The sequence below is a fragment of the Zoogloea sp. genome, assembly GCF_041911615.1.
Classification (GTDB): Bacteria; Pseudomonadota; Gammaproteobacteria; order Burkholderiales; family Rhodocyclaceae; genus Zoogloea.
The window spans coordinates 1-17,571 of sequence record NZ_JAYROR010000140.1 but is presented as its reverse complement, the minus strand read 5'-3'; the positions used below and the strand labels follow the sequence as shown (position 1 = coordinate 17,571).

The window sequence follows — 17,571 nt, the reverse complement described above, 5'->3', positions numbered from 1 at the left end:
CGAATTACGGCAAACTTGCATTCATGACGCGCAAAAACAGCCATCGGGTCATTTCTGCGGCAGGACAGCCGGCGCTTTGCTCGCCCGTTCAGCCCGGCCCCGGGGCCACGCCATCCGGCTCGCTCGCCCGAGCAGCCCGCGCCCCCGCATCCGCGTCGTCCCGCCTCCGCATCATCCGCGGCTAAACCAGACATCCGGCCCGCCTGCCCGCCGGCAGGCCGCCAACTTAATCGAGGGGAACACAATGGATCTTCGCAAGCTCAAGAAATTGATCGATCTGGTCCAGGAATCCGGCATTTCCGAACTGGAAGTCACCGAAGGCGAGGAAAAGGTCCGCATCGCCAAGCACGCCTCCGGCCCCGCGCCGGTCAGCTACGTGGCCCAGGCACCGATTGCCGCCCCTGCGGCGGCAGTCGCCGCGCCGGCGGCTGCCGCCGCAGCTCCTGCTGCCGAGCCCGCCCTGCCCGACGGCCACGTGGTCAAGTCCCCGATGGTCGGTACTTTCTACCGCGCCAGCGCGCCGGGTGCCAAGCCGCTCGCCGAAGTCGGCCAGAGCGTGGCTGTCGGCGACGTGCTGTGCATCATCGAAGCCATGAAGCTCATGAACGAGATCGAAGCCGAAGTGTCCGGCACGATCAAGGCCATCCTCGTCGAGAACGGCGAGCCCGTGGAGTTTGGCGAACCTCTGTTCATCATCGGCTAAATCATGGCCATGTTCGAAAAAATCCTGATCGCCAACCGCGGCGAGATTGCCCTGCGCGTGCTGCGCGCCTGCCGTGAGCTGGGCATCAAGACCGTCGCGGTGCACTCCGAACCCGACGCCGAGGCCAAGTACGTCAAGTTGGCCGACGAGTCGGTCTGCATCGGCCCGGCCTCGTCCGCGCTGAGCTACCTCAACATTCCGGCCCTGATTTCCGCCGCCGAGGTTACCGACGCCGAAGCCATCCACCCGGGCTACGGCTTCCTGTCCGAGAACGCCGACTTCGCCGAGCGCGTCGAGCAGTCCGGTTTCGTCTTCATCGGCCCCCGCGCCGAGACCATCCGCCTGATGGGCGACAAGGTCTCCGCCAAGGACGCCATGAAGGCCGCCGGCGTGCCCTGCGTGCCGGGCTCCGACGGTGCGCTGCCCGACGACCCGAAGGAAATCGTCAAGATCGCCCGTGCCATCGGCTACCCGGTGATCATCAAGGCCGCGGGCGGCGGGGGCGGGCGCGGCATGCGCGTCGTCCACACCGAAGCCGCGCTGCTCAACGCCGTCACCACGACCCGTGCCGAAGCAGGCGCCTTCTTCGGCAACCCCATGGTTTACATGGAGAAGTTCCTGGAAAATCCGCGCCACGTGGAAATCCAGATCCTCGCCGACCAGCATGGCAATGCGATTCACCTGGGCGAGCGCGACTGCTCGATGCAGCGCCGCCACCAGAAGGTCATCGAAGAGGCCCCCGCGCCGGGCATCGAACGCCGCCTGATCCTGCGCATCGGCGAGCGCTGCGCCGAAGCCTGCCGCAAGATCGGCTACCGCGGCGCCGGCACCTTCGAGTTCCTCTACGAGAACGGCGAGTTCTACTTCATCGAGATGAACACCCGGGTCCAGGTCGAACACCCGGTCACCGAACTCATCACCGGTGTCGACATCGTTCAGGAGCAGATCCGCGTCGCGGCGGGCCAGAAACTGCGTTACCGCCAGCGCGACATCGAATTCCGCGGCCACGCCGTCGAGTGCCGCATCAACGCCGAAGATCCGTTCAAGTTCACCCCCTGCCCGGGCAAGATCGGCAACTGGCACGTCCCTGGCGGCCCCGGCATCCGCGTCGACTCCCACGTGTACAACGGCTACACCGTGCCGCAACACTACGACTCGATGATCGGCAAGCTGATCGCCTATGGCGACACCCGCGACCAGGCCATCCGCCGGATGCGCATCGCCCTGTCCGAGATGCTGGTCGAGGGCATCAAGACCAACATCCCGCTGCACCAGGAGCTGATGCTCGATGCCCGCTTCGTCGAAGGCGGCACCAGCATCCATTACCTCGAGCACAAGCTCGCCGGCCGCAACGAGGTCAACAAGAGCTGATGTGGATTTCCGTCATCCTGCAGGCTGATGCCACCCGCGCCGAGGCGCTTTCCGAAGCGCTGATGGAGCATGGCGCCCTGTCGGTCAGCATCGACGACGCCGATGCCGGCACCGACGCCGAGAAGCCCCAGTTCGGCGAGCCGGGCATGCACCCGGCCAGCCTGTGGGATCACAGCCGCGTCGTCGCCCTCTTCGACACCGACACCGACCTGGCCGAGGCGCTGGCCACCGCCGCCGCCGCCGCCGGGCTCGACGCGGTGCCACCCTTCACCATCGAAGAGGTGGAGGAGCAGAACTGGGTGCAGCTCACCCAGAGCCAGTTCGACCCGATCCGCATCACCGACCGGCTGTGGATCGTGCCCTCCTGGCACGAATCCCCCGCGCCCGACGCCATCAACCTAATCCTCGACCCGGGCATGGCGTTCGGCACCGGCTCCCACCCGACCACCCGGCTGTGCCTCGAATGGCTCACCGACGTGATCGAACCGGGTGTCAGCGTGCTTGACTACGGCTGCGGCTCCGGCATCCTCGCCATTGCCGCCGCGCGCCTCGGCGCGGGCGACGTCACCGGCGTGGACATCGACGAGAAGGCCGTCGAGACCGCCGCCGCCAACGCCGCCAACAACGGCGTCAGCCTGCACCTGCAGGTGTCGGCCAAGCCCCTCGACGGCACCTTCGCCCGCGTCGTCGCCAACATCCTCACCAACCCGCTGAAGATGCTCGCGCCGCTCATCGCCGCGCGCGTCGCCCCCGGCGGCAAGCTGGCCCTGTCCGGCGTGCTGGAAGCCCAGGCCGACGAAGTCATCGCAGCCTACGCGCCGTTCATCGCGCTCACCGTCGGGGCCACCCACGACGGCTGGGTGCGCCTTGAAGGCCAGCAAACCGCCACGTCATGATCCTTGCGCGCTGCCCCGCTTGCGGAACCACCTTCCGGGTGCGCCCGGAGCAGGTGCAGGCACGCGCGGGCCGGGTGCGCTGCGGTCATTGCCAGCACGCCTTCAACGCCCTCGAGAGCCGCCTCGACGACAATCCGCCCGGCAACGAACTACCGCCCCCCATCGTCCCCGCGATCGCCGAGACACCGCTGTTCGTCCTCGAAGAAAAGCGCCCGATCAACGAGCAAGACGCACGCTTGCCAGACGACGCGGTCGACCTCGCCCCCCACGCCCCGGACGCCTCCGTCGAGGGCGCGGACGAATCCGCACCGATCTCACAGCCCGCCGAGACGCCCGAACCCGGGTTCGAGCCGGGCTTCGACACCGCACCCGACACCGAGCCGCCCGCCGCCGCCCCGACCAGCCTCGACGACGCGGAGCCCGCAACTCCGAACACGCCGCCCGGCGCCGACGAAGCCCCCGAGGCCGACGACGCCCCTGGTCTGCCCGATTACATCGAATTCGACGACGCCCCGCCCATCGAGTCCGAACCCGCCCCCGCCGATCTCGAGCTGCGCGTCGAACCCTTCGCCGACATCGACATCGAGCAGGCGTGGCCGCCGGCAGCCCCCGACGGCGACGCCACCGCCCCCGCCGAACCTCCGGCCCCCGCCTTCCAGCCCGACTGGCCGGATGCCGCCGAGCTCGACCTCAGCGCACCGCAGCACGAGGCCGTCGACTTCGATGCGCTCCTCCACAAGCAGGACGCGGACACCACTCCGCCCGAGGCCCTCGCCGCGAACAGTGACGACCAACCCTGGCCCGCCAGCGAAGAGCCCGCCGCGATGCTGGCCGAACCCCGCGCCGAGCTCGCTCCGCGCGTCGAACCGATGCTCGCCGACGACGAGCCCATCGCCCAGGTCGTGCCGGCCAACCCCGGCATCGTCGAGCCCGATGGCCCCGCACCCGACGAGAGCGACGACGACAGCGAACCCACGCCGCCTGCCACCCAGCAGCCGGCGCCCCCCGCGCCAGCCCTGCGCCAGGCCGCCTGGGCCGCCGGCGCCACGCTGCTGGTCCTCGCCCTTCTCGGCCAGGGCGTTCTGGTTTTCCGCAGCGAGATCGTCCAGTCGTCGCCGCAGATGCGTCCGTTCATGGAAAGCCTGTGCAGTGGCCTGGGCTGCGAACTGCCACTGCCGCGCAACGCCGCCGATATCGCCATCGAGAGTTCGGACATCCAGCCCGACGCCAACCGCGAAGCCTTCTTCACCCTGCACGCCACCCTGCGCAACCGCGCCGAATACGCCCAGGCCTACCCGCACCTCGAGATCACCCTCACCGACGCACGCGACAAGGCCCTGGTCCGCAAGGTGCTCGAACCCGCCCAATGGCTGCCCGCCGACGCCCCCAAGGATGCCTTCGCCGCCCAGCGCGAAGTCTCCACCCGGATCGGTTTCGAAGCCCCGGGCGTCGCCGCTGCCGGCTATCGGGTGTACGTCTTCTACCCCTGACGCGCCAGGCGGCCTCCGACTCGCCGCCTTTTCCAACCGGATCGCCCACCTCCCGCCACGTTTATGTCCACGCTGATCTGCGGCTCCATCGCCTACGACTCGATCATGGTCTTCCACGATCGCTTCCGTAACCACATCCTGCCCGAGCAACTGCACATCCTGAACGTCTCGTTCTTCGTGCCCGAGATGCGGCGCGAATTCGGCGGCTGTGCCGGCAACATCGCCTACAACCTCAAGCTGCTCGGCGGCGACCCGCTCATCATGGCCACCGTCGGCAGCGACGCGCGCCCCTACCTCGATCGTCTCGACGCGCTCGGCCTGCCGCGCACTCACGTCACCGAGATCCCCGGCACCTTCACCGCCCAGGCGTTCATCACCACCGACCTCGACGACAACCAGATCACTGCCTTCCACCCGGGCGCGATGATCCACTCCCACGTCAATACCGTCAGCCAGACCCAAGGGGTGCAGCTCGGCATCGTCTCCCCGGACGGGCGCGACGGCATGCTCGAACACGCCCGCCAGTTTGCCGAAGCGAACATTCCGTTCATCTTCGACCCGGGTCAGGGGCTGCCGATGTTCAACGGCAGCGAACTGCTGAGTTGCCTGAAACTGGCCGACTACTGCACGGTCAACGATTACGAGGCTCGCCTGCTGTGCGAGCGGACCGGCCGTTCGGTCGAATCCCTCGCCCAAGAGGTCAAAGCGCTGATCGTCACCCGCGGCGGCGAAGGCTCCGAGATCCACACCGGCGGACGCCGGATCGACATCCCGTGCGCCGTGCCCACCCAGATCCAGGACCCGACCGGCTGCGGCGACGCCTACCGCGCCGGCCTGCTCCACGGCATCGCGGAGGGCATGGACTGGGATCAGAGCGGTCGCCTCGCCTCGCTGATGGGCGCCATCAAGATAGCCAGCCGCGGCGGGCAGAACCACGCCCCGAGCCGCGATGAAATCGCCGAGGCCTATCGCACGGCCTTTGGTTCAACCCTGTGGTGAAAGGAAGAAACATGCGAATCGTGAATCTGGGCATGGCCCTGCTGGCCGCCGTCACCGTCGTCGGCTGCGCGTCCGGTCAGGGCGCCGGCGACTACCAGCGCACCGAAACGCGCCGCGTGATGAGCGTGCGCATGGGCGTTGTCGAAAGCGTCCGGCACGTCAAGCTCGAAGGCACCAAATCGCCGGTCGGCACCCTCGGCGGCGCCGCCGTCGGTGGCATTGCCGGCAGCACCGTCGGTTCCGGCAAGGGGTCGGCGATCGGCGCGGTGGTCGGCGCGGTGGTCGGCGGCCTGGCCGGCGCGGCGGCCGAGGAAGGCATCACCCGCGCCCAAGGCGTCGAAGTCACCCTCAAAATGGACAACGGCGAGATGCTCGCCGTTACCCAGGAAGACGGCGGCGAAAACTTCCAGCCCGGCGAGCGCGTCCGTCTGCTGCAGGACGGCCGCACCACCCGCGTGACCCGCTGATCGCCAATCGGGCGGGCCACGCAAGGGCGCTGCGGCGCCCTTTTTTGCCGCGGCCGCCCGCCACCGTCATACGCCGGTAACCGCCGCTTCACTTCACCGCAACGCAGCATCCAGACAATGCACGGAAACCCCACGAGGATTCCGTCATGCTGCAAAAGCAACAACACGCCGCCCAGCGCCCCGGCCGCAACCTGCACGTCGGCCTCGCCGCGAGCCCCACCGAAGTGCTGGAGGCCCAGAAGCTGCGCTACCGCGTCTTTGCCGAAGAAATGGGCGCGCGCCTGAACACCCGCACGCCGGGCGTCGATCGCGACATCTACGACCCCTTCTGCGAACACCTGATCGTGCGTGACGAGGACGCCGGCCGCATCGTCGGCACTTACCGCATCCTGTCGCCGAGCGCCGCCCGCGAAGTGGGCAGCTACTATTCCGAGAACGAATTCGACCTAACCCGCCTGCGCCATCTCAAGAGCCGCATGGTCGAGATCGGCCGCTCCTGCATCGATGCCGACTACCGCTCCGGCGCAGTCATCACCCTGCTGTGGTCGGGCCTGGCCCGCTACATGCTCGAAAACGGCTACGACTATCTGGTCGGCTGCGCTTCGGTGAGCATGGCCGACGGCGGTCACCTGGCGGCCAGCCTGTATAATCGTTTGAAGGACGAGCACCTCTGCCCGCTCGAGTACCGCGTCTTCCCCCGCACGCCCCTCCCCCTCGCAGCCCTGCGCCAGGATCTCGAAACCGAGACCCCGCCGCTGATCAAGGGCTACCTGCGGGCCGGCGCCTGGGTGTGCGGCGAGCCGGCCTGGGATCCCGACTTCAATACCGCCGACCTGCCCGTCCTGCTGCCGATCTCCCGGCTCGACGCCCGCTACGCCAAGCATTTCATGGGACGCAAGGACTGAAACCCGCCAGCCCCACCCCACGCCCGCTTCGTCTCGTCCGCTACGCCCGCCTGGCCGTTCATCTGCTGGGCGGGACGCTGACGGCCGCCACGGTCTTCCCGTTCATCGCGCCGTCGCGGCGCAATCGCTTGAAACGCTGGTGGTCCGGCCGCCTGCTCGGACTTCTCGGCGTCACACTCGAACTGCGCGGCACGCCGGTCGAACCCGGCTGCCTGCTGGTCGCCAACCATGTCTCGTGGCTGGACATCTTCGTGATCAACGCCGCCTGGCCCGCCGCCTTCATCTCGAAGGCCGAGGTACGCCAGTGGCCACTGATCGGATGGCTCGCCGCGAAGAACGAGACGGTTTTCCTGCGCCGCGGCAGCCGCGGCCACGCCCGCATCGTGAACGGCGAGATCGCCGCCCTGCTCGGCCAGGGCCGGCATGTGGCGTTGTTCCCGGAAGGCACCACGACTGACGGTCGCGAGGTGCACCACTTCCATGCCGCGCTGCTGCAGCCCGCCATCGACGCCGGCGCGGCGATCCAGCCACTGGCCATCGCCTACCGCCTGCCCGACGGACGCTTCACCCGCGCCCCTGCCTACGACGGCGACGTGAGCCTCGGCGAATGCCTGCGGGCGATCATCGCCGAGCGGCGCATCATCGCCCGGGTGGACGCCGCACCGCTGCTCCAATCCCGCGACACCCCGGACCGCCGCGTCCTCGCCCACGCGGCGCGGGACGCCATCGCCGCCCGTCTCGTCGATTGACGCGACCGCGGGCAGGCCGCGATCGGATGCGTGCCCTCAGGAGGGCTTGAGCCGGCCGTGGGCCTGCTCCTGACAGGCCACCTGAAAGATCGTCCGGTCTTCGAGGCGCACCGCCGTCAGCTCGCGGCCCCACAGGCAGCCCGAGTCGAGCGCCAGCAGACGCGGCTCGACCTTCAGACCGAGGGCCGACCAGTGGCCGAACACTATGGTGGTATCGGCGCTGCGCCGTCCCGGCGCCTCGAACCACGGCAGATAGCCCTTCGGCGCCTTGGCGACCTCGCCCTTCACCTTGAAATCCATCACGCCGTCGGGGGTGCAGAAGCGCATCCGGGTCATGGCGTTGACGATCACCCGCATCCGCTCGTAGTCGCGCAGATCGTCGCGCCACGCGGCCGGTTCGCTGCCCCACATGTTGTGGAGCAGGTCGGCGTGGTAGGGCCCCGCCAGGGCGCCCTCGACCTCGCGCGCCAGGGCCCGGGCCTGGGGCGCGGTCCAGCCTGGCAAAAGCCCGGCGTGAACCATCGCATGGCCGTTTTCGAGGTGCATCAGCGGACGGGTGCGCAACCAGCCGAGCAGCGCCTCGCGGTCGGGCGCATCGAGGATCGGCTGGATCGTGTCGTCCTTGCCGCGGCTGCGCACGGTGCCGTAGGCCACCATCAGCAGGTAGAGGTCGTGGTTACCGAGCACGGTGATCGCCGCCGGCCCCAGATCGCGCACGAAACGCAGCGTCTGCAACGACTCGGGCCCGCGATTGACCAGGTCGCCGACCAGCCACAGGCGGTCGCGCGACGGATCGAAGGCGATCCGCTCGAGAAGCGCCATCAACGAGCTGAAACAGCCCTGAATGTCGCCGATTGCGTAGGTTGCCATGGCTCAGGCCCGCTGCTCTGACAGATCGACCACCTTCAGCGGCGGCGGCGACGACGTCGGGGTGTATTCGGGAACCCAGCGCCGCAACTCCCGCCGTACCTCGTGAGCGCCCACCGGGCGGCGCTGCCGCAGCCACTGGAGCAGTGCGTCGAGATGGCCGGGGCCGACCGGCTGGGCGCGGGCGATACGCAGCTTGGGGTGGTGGGTGGCCCGGGTCTGCTCGGCGTCGGCCAGCACTTCCTCGTAGAGCTTCTCACCGGGGCGCAGGCCGGTGAACACCACGCGCACCTGCTCCTCGGAGCGTCCCGACAGCCGGATCATGTCCCGCGCGAGCTCGGCGATCTTCACCGGTTCGCCCATGTCGAGCACGAAGATTTCGCCGCCCTTGCCCATCGAACCGGCCTGCAGCACGAGCTGTGCCGCCTCCGGGATCGACATGAAGAAGCGGGTGATCTCGGGGTGGGTCACCGTCACCGGGCCGCCCGCGTCGATCTGTTCCTGAAACTTCGGGATCACGCTGCCGGCGCTGCCGAGCACGTTGCCGAAGCGGACGATCTCGAACTGCGTGCGCCCCTCAACCGACATGGCCTGGCAGACCTGCTCGGCCAGCCGCTTGGTGGCGCCCATCACGTTGGTGGGATTGACCGCCTTATCGGTGGACACCAGCACGAAGCGCGACACCCCGCAGCTCACCGCACTGCGTGCCACCTGCCAGGTGCCGAGCACGTTGTTGCGCACCGCCTGCCAGGCGTTGTCGTCCTCCATCAAGGGCACGTGCTTGTAGGCGGCGGCATGGAAGATCACGTGGGGGTGATAGCGATTCACCACCTCGTCGACCCGCACCGCGTCCTTCACGTCGCCCACCAGCGCCACCAGTTGCAGGTTGGGGAAGTGAACGGAAAACTCCTCGCCCAGCCGGTACAGCGCGAACTCGCTGATGTCGAAGCACACCAGCAGCGACGGCTCGTAGCGGGCGATCTGGCGACACAGCTCGGTGCCGATCGAGCCACCGGCACCGGTCACCATCACCACCTTGCCACGCAGGTATTCGCGCACCTCGGCAGTGTGGATGCGCACAGGATCGCGGCCGAGCAAGTCTTCCACGTCGACCTTGCGCACCTCGCTGACCTTCACCCGGCCGGTCATCACGTCACTGATCGCCGGCACGATCAGGGCCTTGACCCCGGCGCGCACGCAGGCGCTGGCCACCTTGCGGCGTACCTCGTGGCGCGCGTTGGGCATCGCAATGATGGCATGGCTCACCTTGTGCTCCTCGGCGACCCGCTCCAGGTCGGCAATCCGCCCCAGCACCTTGCAACCGTACAACTCGCGCCCCTGGTTGGCGGGGCTGTCGTCGACCAGCCCGACCACCCGCCACTCGGCCGAACGGGAAATCTCCTTCAGCAACCCGATTGCGGCCTCACCCGACCCCACCACCACCACCGGCTGGCCAAGCGCACGCAGCCCGCCGTACAGGCGCGACTCCTTCCAGGTGCGGTAGAGCGCCCGCGAACCGCCCATGTACAAGCCCAGCAACAGCGGCTGCAGCGCGAATACCAGGCGCGGCACCTCCGGCGCGGTGCGCACGGCCACCACCACCACGAGGGGCGTCAACCCGGCGGCCACCACCACCGCCCGACCGATGCACACCAGATCAGGCAGGCTCGCGAAGACCCACAGGCTGCGGTACAGACCAAAGGCGCGCAGCAGCACGCCCTGCACCACCAGGACAACCGCCAGCCCCTGGAACAGGCCCGGCAGGAACTCCGGCGGAATCGCAAAATTGAAGCGGATCAGGTACGCCAGCCACCACGCGAGGGCTACGCCGACCACGTCCGACAGGTAAACCAGCAGGGGGTGATGAACAGTTTTCAGCAAGGTGTTTGCCCGTGAGCTGCGGCGTGACGGCGCCAGGCGCGGTCAATCCACCTCCCCAGGATCACGTATAGGAATATCCACATTGTAATCATGCCGCATTGCAGCGAAAACCCTTGCGACAATCCAGCAACCGCCGAGCCCCCTGCCGCCGCCATCAGCCCGTAGGCCGCCAGCGCCGTCCGCCGGTGTCCGACGCCCATCCGCACCACCCGTTGATAGAAGTGATTGCGATGCGCCTGCCACACTTTCTCGCCGGCCAGCGCCCGACGCAGCAGCGTCACCGTCGCATCGGCAACGAACGGCGAGAACACCAGCAACGGAAACCACAGCGGCCACGCGCCGGCCCGCTGGCCGACCAGTCCCAGCGCGCCGGCCAGGAAGCCCAGCGGCACCGAGCCGACGTCGCCCATGAAAATCCGCGCCGGATGAAAGTTGAAGCACAGAAAGCCCGCCGCCGCCGCCGCGATCCCTGCGCACACCAAGGCCAGGCCAGCGTGGCCGGCCAGGTTCGCGGCAAGACCGAGGCAGGCGAAGCCGATCAGCGCCATGCCACCGGCGAGACCGTCCGAGCCGTCCATGAAATTGTAGAGGTTCGCCATCCACACCAGACCGACGAGGAAGAGCACCGTCACCGCCGTACCGGTTGACGGCGCCAGCACCGCCAGGAAGCCCCCCGCCGCCACGGCCTGCGCGGCAAAGCGCACCCGCGCCGGGAGGCTGCGCCGGTCGTCGACGAGCCCCAGGGCCGCCAGCGCCAGCGCGCCGCCGAGGGCCGCCAGCACCGCGCTGCCGAGCCCGCAGGCCAGTGCCGCCGCAATCCCCGTCGCGAGCACACCGGCCATCACGCCGACGCCGCCGGTGCGCGGAATCGGCGTGACGTGCAGCGAGCGCTCGTTGGGATGGTCGAGAAAATGCAGCCACGAACCGGGCTGGCAGCACACCCAGGTCACGCCCCAGGCCACCCCGAACGCCAGCAGCGACACCCACACCAGCGCGTCAGCGGCCATTACGCATCTCCCGCAATCCATCGGCAAGATCGATCCGGGCCCGCCAGCCCAGCTCCCGTTCGATACGCGTCGGCGCATAGCAGGCCGAGTCGAGCAGTCGCGACAGCGCTTCGCTGTCGAAGGGCGCCCGGCGCCCCGCCAGCCAGCCCGCGCCGTCGCCGAGACGGGCCAGCGCGACGAGCAGGCCCCGCGGCACCGACCAGCCGATCGGCGCCAACCCCTGGGCGGCGCGTAGCGCGTCGAACAACCCTCGTCCGGAATGGGCGTGGGGGTGGGCGACGATGTAGCTGCGCCCGGCCGCGCGCCTGTCCGCCGCCACCAGGCGCATCGCCGCCACGACATCGGCGACGTGCACCAGCGAGCGCCGGTTGCCGGTTTCGGGCAAGGGCGGAAACAGTCCGCGTCCGACCAGCGCCGCCATCCGCTCCAGGTTGCCGCGCCCGCCGGCGCCGTAGACCATCGCCAGCCGCAGGCTCACCACGTGCATGCCGTAGCGTTCGCCCGCCGCGTGCAGGGCGTCCTCGGCGGCGCGCTTGGCCTGGCCGTAGGCCGATGTGGGCGGCACCGGCCAGGTCTCGTCGATGCAGGCCTCGCCCGGCTCGCCCATTGCTTTGACGCTGGACAGGAAGACCAGCCGCCGCACGCCGGCGCGACCGGCCACCTCGGCCAGCGCGCGGGTGCCTTCGAGGTTGACCCGCCGGTGGTGGTCCGCGTCGGCAGCGCTGCGCGCGCCAAAGGCATGGGCATGGCCGGCGCAGTGGAAGACCGTATCGACGCCCACGCAGGCCGCGGCGAGGGTGGCCGGGTTCAACAGATCGCCGCGGACGTCGTCGGGCCCCGCCGGGGCCGCCCGACTGAGCACCCGCACCCGCACGTCGTCGGCGCGCAGGGCGGCCACGAGCCGCGCGCCGATGAACCCACGCCCGCCGGTGACGAGGCTGGTCATGGCGCTCAGAATGTCACGCGCGGCCGCAGGAAGCTGGCGAAGCGCGGCACGCCGTCCCGGGTCAGATCGCGATAGACGAAGGTGATGCGGCTGCCCACCGGCGGCGGGGCGCGGCGCTCGGCGTCGCTGAAGCCGGTGCCGAGCTGGAAGCGCACGCCCTGGTCGGTCTCCACCTGCAGCGCGCCCATCATGCCCGCCAGCCGGCCCCGGCCCGGCAGGTGGGCAAGCACCGTGGCTTCGGCGTCGAGGAGCGGCTTGAGCTTGAGGAGAACGTCGCTGCGGCCGGTGAGGTAAGGCGCGTCGGCCCGATGCAGCATCAAGCCCTCGCCACCCGCCGCGACGACCGCGTCGAGGCGGGCCTGCAGCGCAGCCCGGTCGGCGACGCGGAACTGTTCGACGCATTGCAGCCAGGGCACGTCGGCGCGGGCCACGATCGCCTGCAGGCGATCGAGTCGTTCGCTGAAGTCGCCCTCGGCGCCGGGCAGTTCGAAGACCATGAAGCGCACCCGCCGCCATGCCGCGTCGTCGGGCTGGTGGCGGCGCACGGTGCCGGACAACAGCGCGAAGGCGCCGCGCCCGATCCACAGCTCGCCGTCCAGCGGCTCGGGCGGAAGGCCGGCTACGAACCATGCCGGCGCCGGCACTGGATGGCCGCTGCGAAAGCGCAGGCTGTGGCCGTCCCACAGGGCGCGGGCACCGTCGAGTTTCTCGCTGACCCAGTAGCGCGACACGTCCACGTCGCCGCGCAGCACCTCTGCGAGGAGCAGCGGCGGCGCGTCCGGCGCACTGCCCGCAAAGGCCGGCAGCGCCGCCAGGACGCACGCCGACAGCCCACCGCGCAGCCAGGCGCGGCGCTCGTTCGAAACCATCGTCAGAACCATCTCCAGCCGTGCAATCGGAAGAACAGGGCGGCACCCTGCATGAACATGCGGATATGACGCAAGCCCTTCTTGGCCGCGTGGCCGCCATGATGCACGACTTTGACCGTCGGCACATATGCGATCCGCGTTTCGCGGGCGGCGCGCAGGCACAGGTCGTAGTCTTCGAAGTAGAGGAAGAAGCGGCGATCGAAGCCGCCGAGCCGGCGCAACACGTCGGTGCGGAAGAACATGAAGGCGCCACTCACCAGCGGCGGATCCCACACCACGGCGTCGCCGATCACGTCCTGCATCTCGTAGCGGGCCATGCGCGCGGCGAAACGGCGACGCAACCAGCCCGGGGCAAAGCCGCGCAGGAACAGATCGAACACCGTCGGCACGCGCTTGCAGAGGTATTGCACGCGGCCGTCGTCCCAGCGCACTGCGGGGGCCAGCAGGCCGCATTCGGGATGCGCGCGGAAGAACGCACGCGCCGCGACGAGGGCGTCGGGAGCCAGCTCGAGATCGGGGTTGAGGATCAGGTGCTGGTCGCCGGCACCGTCGAGGCTCAGGTTGTGGCCGCACCCGAAGCCGACGTTGCCGTGGCCGGAGATGACGTGCACGCCCCAGTCGTCGGGAAAGCTCAGACCGGCCAGCGCCGCCTCGCCGCCACCGTTGTCGATGAGGAACAGATCGGGGGCGACGTCCGCCACCCGGCTCGCCACGACCAGCGAGTCGAGCGTGGCGCGCAGCTGCCCGGCGTCGGGCCGGAACAGCACGAGACTGACGGTCAGGCGCTCCATCGACGCCTCGCCCCGGGAAGGTCGGGCCGCCGGCGGCGGCCCGGTGCAACGGCGATCAAACCTTGTAGTAGCTCCGGTACCACTCGACGAAGCGGCCGATGCCCACCGGCACCGGGGTCGCCGGCACAAAGCCCGTCCAGGCGTTGAGGGCGTCGGTGTTGGCGTAAGTGGCCGGCACGTCGCCGTCCTGCAGCGGCATGAAGTTCTTCTCGGCCTTCTTGCCCACGGCGTTCTCGATGGCCTCGATGAAGCTCATCAACTCGACCGGGTTGTTGTTGCCGATGTTGAACACGCGGAAGGGCGCGTTGCTGGTGCTCGGGTTCGGCGCGTCGGCGTCGTAGGTGGCATCCGGCTCGGCGGTGTGGTCGAGGGTCTTGATGACGCCCTGGACGATGTCGTCCACGAAGGTGAAGTCGCGCTTCATCTTGCCGTGGTTGAACACGTCGATGGGGCGGCCTTCGAGGATCGCCTTGGTGAACAGGAACAGCGCCATGTCCGGACGACCCCACGGGCCATACACGGTGAAGAAGCGCAGGCCGGTGGTGGGCAGGCCGAACAGATGGCTGTAGGTGTGGGCCATCAGCTCGTTGGCCTTCTTGGTCGCGGCGTACATGCTCACCGGGTGGTCGACGCTGTCGCACTCGGCGAACGGCATCTTGGTGTTGCCGCCATACACGCTGGAGCTGGAGGCATAAACAAGGTGCTGCACCTTGTTGTGGCGGCAGCCCTCGAGGATGTTCATGAAGCCGGCGATGTTGCTCTCGATGTAGGCGTGGGGATTGACCAGCGAGTAACGCACGCCGGCCTGGGCGGCCAGGTGGATGACCTTGTCGAACTTCTCTTCGGCGAAGAGCTTTTCCATGCCCTCGCGGTCGGCCACGTCGAGCTTCACGAAACGGAAGTTCTCGTGGGGCGTGAGGCGGGCCAGGCGATCCAGCTTGAGCTGGACGTCGTAGTAGTCGTTGAGGTTGTCGAGGCCGACGACGGTGTCGCCCCGCGCCAGGAGGAGCAGGCTGGTATGCGAGCCGATGAAGCCGGCAGCGCCGGTAACGAGAATTTTCATGTTCGTGAGAGACGATGCGGGTTGGTGGGCAGGCACGCCGGCTGGGCGAAACCGTCAGCCCGGCATTTTCGCACGTGCACATGACACCGTAAATCGGCGACACACGGCGTGTCGTGCCATCTGCAACGCCCGGTATACTCCCCGACATCGCGCAACGGCCTATCCCCTTGATCCATCGAAGCCTTTACACCGCCGTCTGGTATCTCGCCGCGCCTTTCGTGGGCCTGCGGCTGCTGTGGCGCGCGCGCCGCCAGCCGGAATACCTGCAACACGTGGGCGAGCGCATCGGCCAGTACGCCACCGTCCTCGAAGGGCCGGTGATCTGGCTGCACGCGGTGTCGGTGGGCGAGACGCGGGCCTGCGCACCGCTGCTGCACGCGCTCCTCGACGCCCATCCCGATCACAGCGTGCTGCTCACCCACATGACCCCCACCGGCCGGGACACCGCCGCCGAACTGTTCGGCGCGCTGGCGCCGCGGGTGCAGAGCGTCTATCTGCCCTACGACTTTCCGTGGGCGGTGGCACGCTTCCTGCGGCATTTCCATCCGCGCATCGGCATCCTGATGGAAACCGAGCTGTGGCCCAACCTCGTCGAGGCTTGCCGCAAGACCGGTACGCCCCTGGCGATGGTCAATGCCCGCCTGTCGGCGCGTTCGGCGCGGGGTTACGCCCGGGCCGGCGGGCTGGCGCGCAAGGCGTTCGCCCACCTGTCGGCGATCGGCGCGCAGACGGAGGCCGACGGCCAGCGCATGACGGCGCTCGGGGCGCGCTACGTGATGGTCACCGGCAACATCAAGTTCGACATCGCCCCGCCGGCCCCGCTGCTGGCGCTGGGCGCGGTGTTTCGCAACCGTTTCGGGCCGCAACGCCAGGTGCTGCTGGCCGCCAGCACCCGCGAGGGCGAGGAAGGACCGCTGCTCGACGCCTTCGCGCGGCTGTGTCCGCCCGAGGTGCTGCTGGTGCTGGTGCCGCGCCATCCGCAACGCTTCGACGAAGTCGCCAAGCTGGTCCGGCGCGCCGGGCTCAGCCTGCAGAAGCGCTCGAAGGACGAGCCGGTGATGGCCGATACCCGGGTGTGGCTGGGCGACTCGATGGGCGAGATGTACGCCTACTGCGCCGCCGCCGACGTGGCGATCATCGGCGGCGCGTGGGAAAAGCTCGGCGGACAGAACCCCATCGAGGCAAGCACCGTGGGCTGCCCGGTGATCGTCGGGCCGCACACCTTCAACTTCAAGGTGGTCTGCGAACAGGCCATCGAAGTGGGTGCCGCGGTGCGCGCCGACGACATCGACGACGCCATCGAGGAGGCCCTCGAGATCCTCGCCAATCCGCCGCGTCGCGCCGCCATGGGGCAGGCCGGGCGGGATTTCGCCCAGTCCCACCGGGGCGCCACCGAGCGCACCATGGACATCCTCACCCCGCTGCTGCGGGGGTCGCGCCCGCAACGGAGCTGAACGCCGGAGGCGCTCAGCCGACGATCAGGTAATCGAGCACCCAGCCGGTGAAGATCGCCGCGCCGACCCAGTTGTTGTGCAGGAAGGCCTTGAAGCACTTCGCCCGATCGCGGCCGCGGATCAGGGTGTAGTGGTAGCCGATGATTCCCACCGACACCGCCAGCCCCCCGAAGAAGGCCGCGCCGCGCCCGGTCTGCGCGCCGACCCAGGCCAGGATCGCCAGCGTCGCGGCGTAGCACAGCATCACCGCCGCCACGTCGAAGCGACCGAAGGTGATCGCTGAAGTCTTGATGCCGATCTTCAGGTCGTCGGGGCGGTCCACCATCGCGTACTCGGTATCGTAGGCCACCGCCCAGAAGACGTTGGCCACCAGCATCGCCCAGGCCACCGGCGGAATCTCCCCCTGCAGCGCCGCGAAGGCCATCGGGATGCCGAAACCGAAGGCCACGCCGAGGTAAGCCTGGGGAATCGCCAGGAAGCGCTTGGTGTAGGGATAGCTGCCGGCCAGGAATACCGCCGGCACGCTCATCAGGATGGTGAGGGTGTTGAGCGGCAGCACCAGCAGGAAGGACACCAGCGACAGCCCCGCGGCCAGCCACAGCGCCTCCTTCGGACTGACCCGCCGGGCGGCCAGCGGACGGTTGCGGGTGCGCTCCACGTGGCCGTCGAAATCCTTGTCGGCGTAGTCGTTGATGACGCAGCCGGCCGAGCGCATCAGCACCGTGCCCACCACGAAGATCGCCACCACCGACAACGCCGGCCGGCCCGCGCCCGCCACCCACAGCGCCCACAGGGTCGGCCACAGCAGCAGCAGGATGCCGATGGGCTTGTCGAGGCGCATCAGCTTCTCGTATTCGGCCATGCGCTCGCGCAGGGTGAGGGTCGGCATCGTCGGGTTCATGGGGCAAGGCTCCGGATCGCGGGCAGGAAGATTTCGGTGATGAGCAGCGGCGCGCCGTGGCGGCGAAAGGCCGAGCGGCGCGCCCAGAGGGCCGGCAGGTCGGCCCGGCCGGTGGCGCGGGCGGCATGGTGCCAGCGCGAATCGCGGGCGTCGAGGCGGGCCGCCTCCAGCGCCGAGCGCGCCACCCGGGGATCGTCGAACAGCACCGCCGC

The 17,571-nt window shown here is 69.1% G+C and carries 18 protein-coding genes; 9 read left to right on the top strand and 9 right to left on the bottom strand.

Annotated elements, in window-relative coordinates:
- Window positions 1-244: 244 nt before the first annotated feature.
- From accB to ACE3P2_RS18855, 8 genes are all read left to right on the top strand, one after another.
- Complete coding sequence (gene accB / locus ACE3P2_RS18890) at window positions 245-703, top strand: acetyl-CoA carboxylase biotin carboxyl carrier protein (protein ID WP_374267351.1); 459 nt, start codon at window positions 245-247, stop codon at window positions 701-703.
- Between the two features lie 9 nt (window positions 704-712).
- Window positions 713-2,074, top strand: coding sequence for an acetyl-CoA carboxylase biotin carboxylase subunit (gene accC, locus ACE3P2_RS18885; protein WP_374267395.1), 1,362 nt, complete (start codon window positions 713-715; stop codon window positions 2,072-2,074).
- A complete protein-coding gene (prmA, locus tag ACE3P2_RS18880; protein WP_374267349.1) occupies window positions 2,074-2,970 on the top strand; it encodes a 50S ribosomal protein L11 methyltransferase in 897 nt (298 codons plus the stop codon). Before accC ends, prmA begins: the two co-directional genes overlap by 1 nt.
- Complete coding sequence (locus tag ACE3P2_RS18875; RefSeq protein WP_374267347.1) at window positions 2,967-4,460, top strand: DUF3426 domain-containing protein; 1,494 nt, start codon at window positions 2,967-2,969, stop codon at window positions 4,458-4,460. The genes prmA and ACE3P2_RS18875 overlap by 4 nt, the downstream gene beginning before the upstream one ends.
- 63 nt (window positions 4,461-4,523) lie before the next feature.
- The gene (locus ACE3P2_RS18870; protein WP_374267345.1) at window positions 4,524-5,459 is read left to right on the top strand and encodes a carbohydrate kinase family protein; all 936 of its coding nucleotides are present in this window, start codon (window positions 4,524-4,526) and stop codon (window positions 5,457-5,459) included.
- Between the two features lie 11 nt (window positions 5,460-5,470).
- Complete coding sequence (locus ACE3P2_RS18865) at window positions 5,471-5,926, top strand: glycine zipper 2TM domain-containing protein (RefSeq protein WP_374267343.1); 456 nt, start codon at window positions 5,471-5,473, stop codon at window positions 5,924-5,926.
- Between the two features lie 146 nt (window positions 5,927-6,072).
- Entirely contained in the window at window positions 6,073-6,831 is a 759-nt protein-coding gene (locus tag ACE3P2_RS18860; RefSeq protein ID WP_374267341.1) for a GNAT family N-acetyltransferase, read from the top strand.
- A gap of 128 nt (window positions 6,832-6,959) precedes the next feature.
- Window positions 6,960-7,580 carry a lysophospholipid acyltransferase family protein gene (locus ACE3P2_RS18855; protein ID WP_374267339.1) on the top strand — a complete coding sequence of 207 codons (621 nt, stop codon included), beginning with the start codon at window positions 6,960-6,962 and terminating at the stop codon, window positions 7,578-7,580.
- A 36-nt stretch (window positions 7,581-7,616) separates the two neighbouring features.
- Here the strand turns inward: ACE3P2_RS18855 and ACE3P2_RS18850 are convergent, their stop codons facing one another.
- From ACE3P2_RS18850 to ACE3P2_RS18820, 7 genes are read right to left on the bottom strand one after another with little or no spacing between them, the layout of a single operon-like run.
- A complete protein-coding gene (locus ACE3P2_RS18850) occupies window positions 7,617-8,450 on the bottom strand; it encodes a symmetrical bis(5'-nucleosyl)-tetraphosphatase (protein WP_374267337.1) in 834 nt (277 codons plus the stop codon).
- 3 nt (window positions 8,451-8,453) lie between these two features.
- Window positions 8,454-10,328, bottom strand: a complete 1,875-nt coding sequence (locus ACE3P2_RS18845; RefSeq protein ID WP_374267335.1) for a polysaccharide biosynthesis protein — start codon at window positions 10,326-10,328, stop codon at window positions 8,454-8,456.
- Entirely contained in the window at window positions 10,322-11,335 is a 1,014-nt protein-coding gene (locus ACE3P2_RS18840; RefSeq protein WP_374267333.1) for a glycosyltransferase family 4 protein, read from the bottom strand. Before ACE3P2_RS18840 ends, ACE3P2_RS18845 begins: the two co-directional genes overlap by 7 nt.
- Window positions 11,325-12,281, bottom strand: coding sequence for an NAD-dependent epimerase/dehydratase family protein (locus ACE3P2_RS18835; RefSeq protein ID WP_374267331.1), 957 nt, complete (start codon window positions 12,279-12,281; stop codon window positions 11,325-11,327). The genes ACE3P2_RS18840 and ACE3P2_RS18835 overlap by 11 nt, the downstream gene beginning before the upstream one ends.
- 5 nt (window positions 12,282-12,286) lie before the next feature.
- Window positions 12,287-13,150: a DNA ligase gene (locus ACE3P2_RS18830; RefSeq protein ID WP_374267329.1), complete on the bottom strand. Its 864-nt coding sequence runs from the start codon at window positions 13,148-13,150 to the stop codon at window positions 12,287-12,289.
- 2 nt (window positions 13,151-13,152) lie between these two features.
- Window positions 13,153-13,941 carry a glycosyltransferase family 2 protein gene (locus ACE3P2_RS18825; RefSeq protein ID WP_374267327.1) on the bottom strand — a complete coding sequence of 263 codons (789 nt, stop codon included), beginning with the start codon at window positions 13,939-13,941 and terminating at the stop codon, window positions 13,153-13,155.
- Between the two features lie 55 nt (window positions 13,942-13,996).
- The gene (locus tag ACE3P2_RS18820; protein ID WP_374267325.1) at window positions 13,997-15,004 is read right to left on the bottom strand and encodes an NAD-dependent epimerase; all 1,008 of its coding nucleotides are present in this window, start codon (window positions 15,002-15,004) and stop codon (window positions 13,997-13,999) included.
- A 167-nt stretch (window positions 15,005-15,171) separates the two neighbouring features.
- Between ACE3P2_RS18820 and waaA the strand changes: the two genes are divergently transcribed.
- Window positions 15,172-16,458: a lipid IV(A) 3-deoxy-D-manno-octulosonic acid transferase gene (waaA, locus tag ACE3P2_RS18815; protein ID WP_374267323.1), complete on the top strand. Its 1,287-nt coding sequence runs from the start codon at window positions 15,172-15,174 to the stop codon at window positions 16,456-16,458.
- A gap of 13 nt (window positions 16,459-16,471) precedes the next feature.
- On the opposite strand, the gene ubiA is transcribed toward waaA, so the two are convergent.
- Both ubiA and ACE3P2_RS18805 read right to left on the bottom strand, forming a co-directional pair.
- A complete protein-coding gene (gene ubiA, locus ACE3P2_RS18810) occupies window positions 16,472-17,359 on the bottom strand; it encodes a 4-hydroxybenzoate octaprenyltransferase (RefSeq protein WP_374267321.1) in 888 nt (295 codons plus the stop codon).
- Window positions 17,356-17,571 (bottom strand): chorismate lyase (locus ACE3P2_RS18805; RefSeq protein ID WP_374267319.1); only part of this gene is annotated, 216 nt, incomplete at its 5' end. The genes ACE3P2_RS18805 and ubiA, both read right to left, overlap by 4 nt.

Excerpts from the sequence above, each read along its gene's own strand:
- accB (WP_374267351.1), top strand. The coding sequence starts at position 245 with ATGGATCTTCGCAAGCTCAAGAAATTGATCGATCTGGTCCAGGAATCC.
- accC (WP_374267395.1), top strand. The coding sequence starts at position 713 with ATGTTCGAAAAAATCCTGATCGCCAACCGCGGCGAGATTGCCCTGCGC.
- prmA (WP_374267349.1), top strand. The coding sequence starts at position 2,074 with ATGTGGATTTCCGTCATCCTGCAGGCTGATGCCACCCGCGCCGAGGCG.
- ACE3P2_RS18875 (WP_374267347.1), top strand. The coding sequence starts at position 2,967 with ATGATCCTTGCGCGCTGCCCCGCTTGCGGAACCACCTTCCGGGTGCGC.
- ACE3P2_RS18870 (WP_374267345.1), top strand. The coding sequence starts at position 4,524 with ATGTCCACGCTGATCTGCGGCTCCATCGCCTACGACTCGATCATGGTC.
- ACE3P2_RS18865 (WP_374267343.1), top strand. The coding sequence starts at position 5,471 with ATGCGAATCGTGAATCTGGGCATGGCCCTGCTGGCCGCCGTCACCGTC.
- ACE3P2_RS18860 (WP_374267341.1), top strand. The coding sequence starts at position 6,073 with ATGCTGCAAAAGCAACAACACGCCGCCCAGCGCCCCGGCCGCAACCTG.
- ACE3P2_RS18850 (WP_374267337.1), bottom strand. The coding sequence starts at position 8,450 with ATGGCAACCTACGCAATCGGCGACATTCAGGGCTGTTTCAGCTCGTTG.
- ACE3P2_RS18840 (WP_374267333.1), bottom strand. The coding sequence starts at position 11,335 with ATGGCCGCTGACGCGCTGGTGTGGGTGTCGCTGCTGGCGTTCGGGGTG.
- ACE3P2_RS18835 (WP_374267331.1), bottom strand. The coding sequence starts at position 12,281 with ATGACCAGCCTCGTCACCGGCGGGCGTGGGTTCATCGGCGCGCGGCTC.
- ACE3P2_RS18830 (WP_374267329.1), bottom strand. The coding sequence starts at position 13,150 with ATGGTTTCGAACGAGCGCCGCGCCTGGCTGCGCGGTGGGCTGTCGGCG.
- ACE3P2_RS18825 (WP_374267327.1), bottom strand. The coding sequence starts at position 13,941 with ATGGAGCGCCTGACCGTCAGTCTCGTGCTGTTCCGGCCCGACGCCGGG.
- ACE3P2_RS18820 (WP_374267325.1), bottom strand. The coding sequence starts at position 15,004 with ATGAAAATTCTCGTTACCGGCGCTGCCGGCTTCATCGGCTCGCATACC.
- ubiA (WP_374267321.1), bottom strand. The coding sequence starts at position 17,359 with ATGAACCCGACGATGCCGACCCTCACCCTGCGCGAGCGCATGGCCGAA.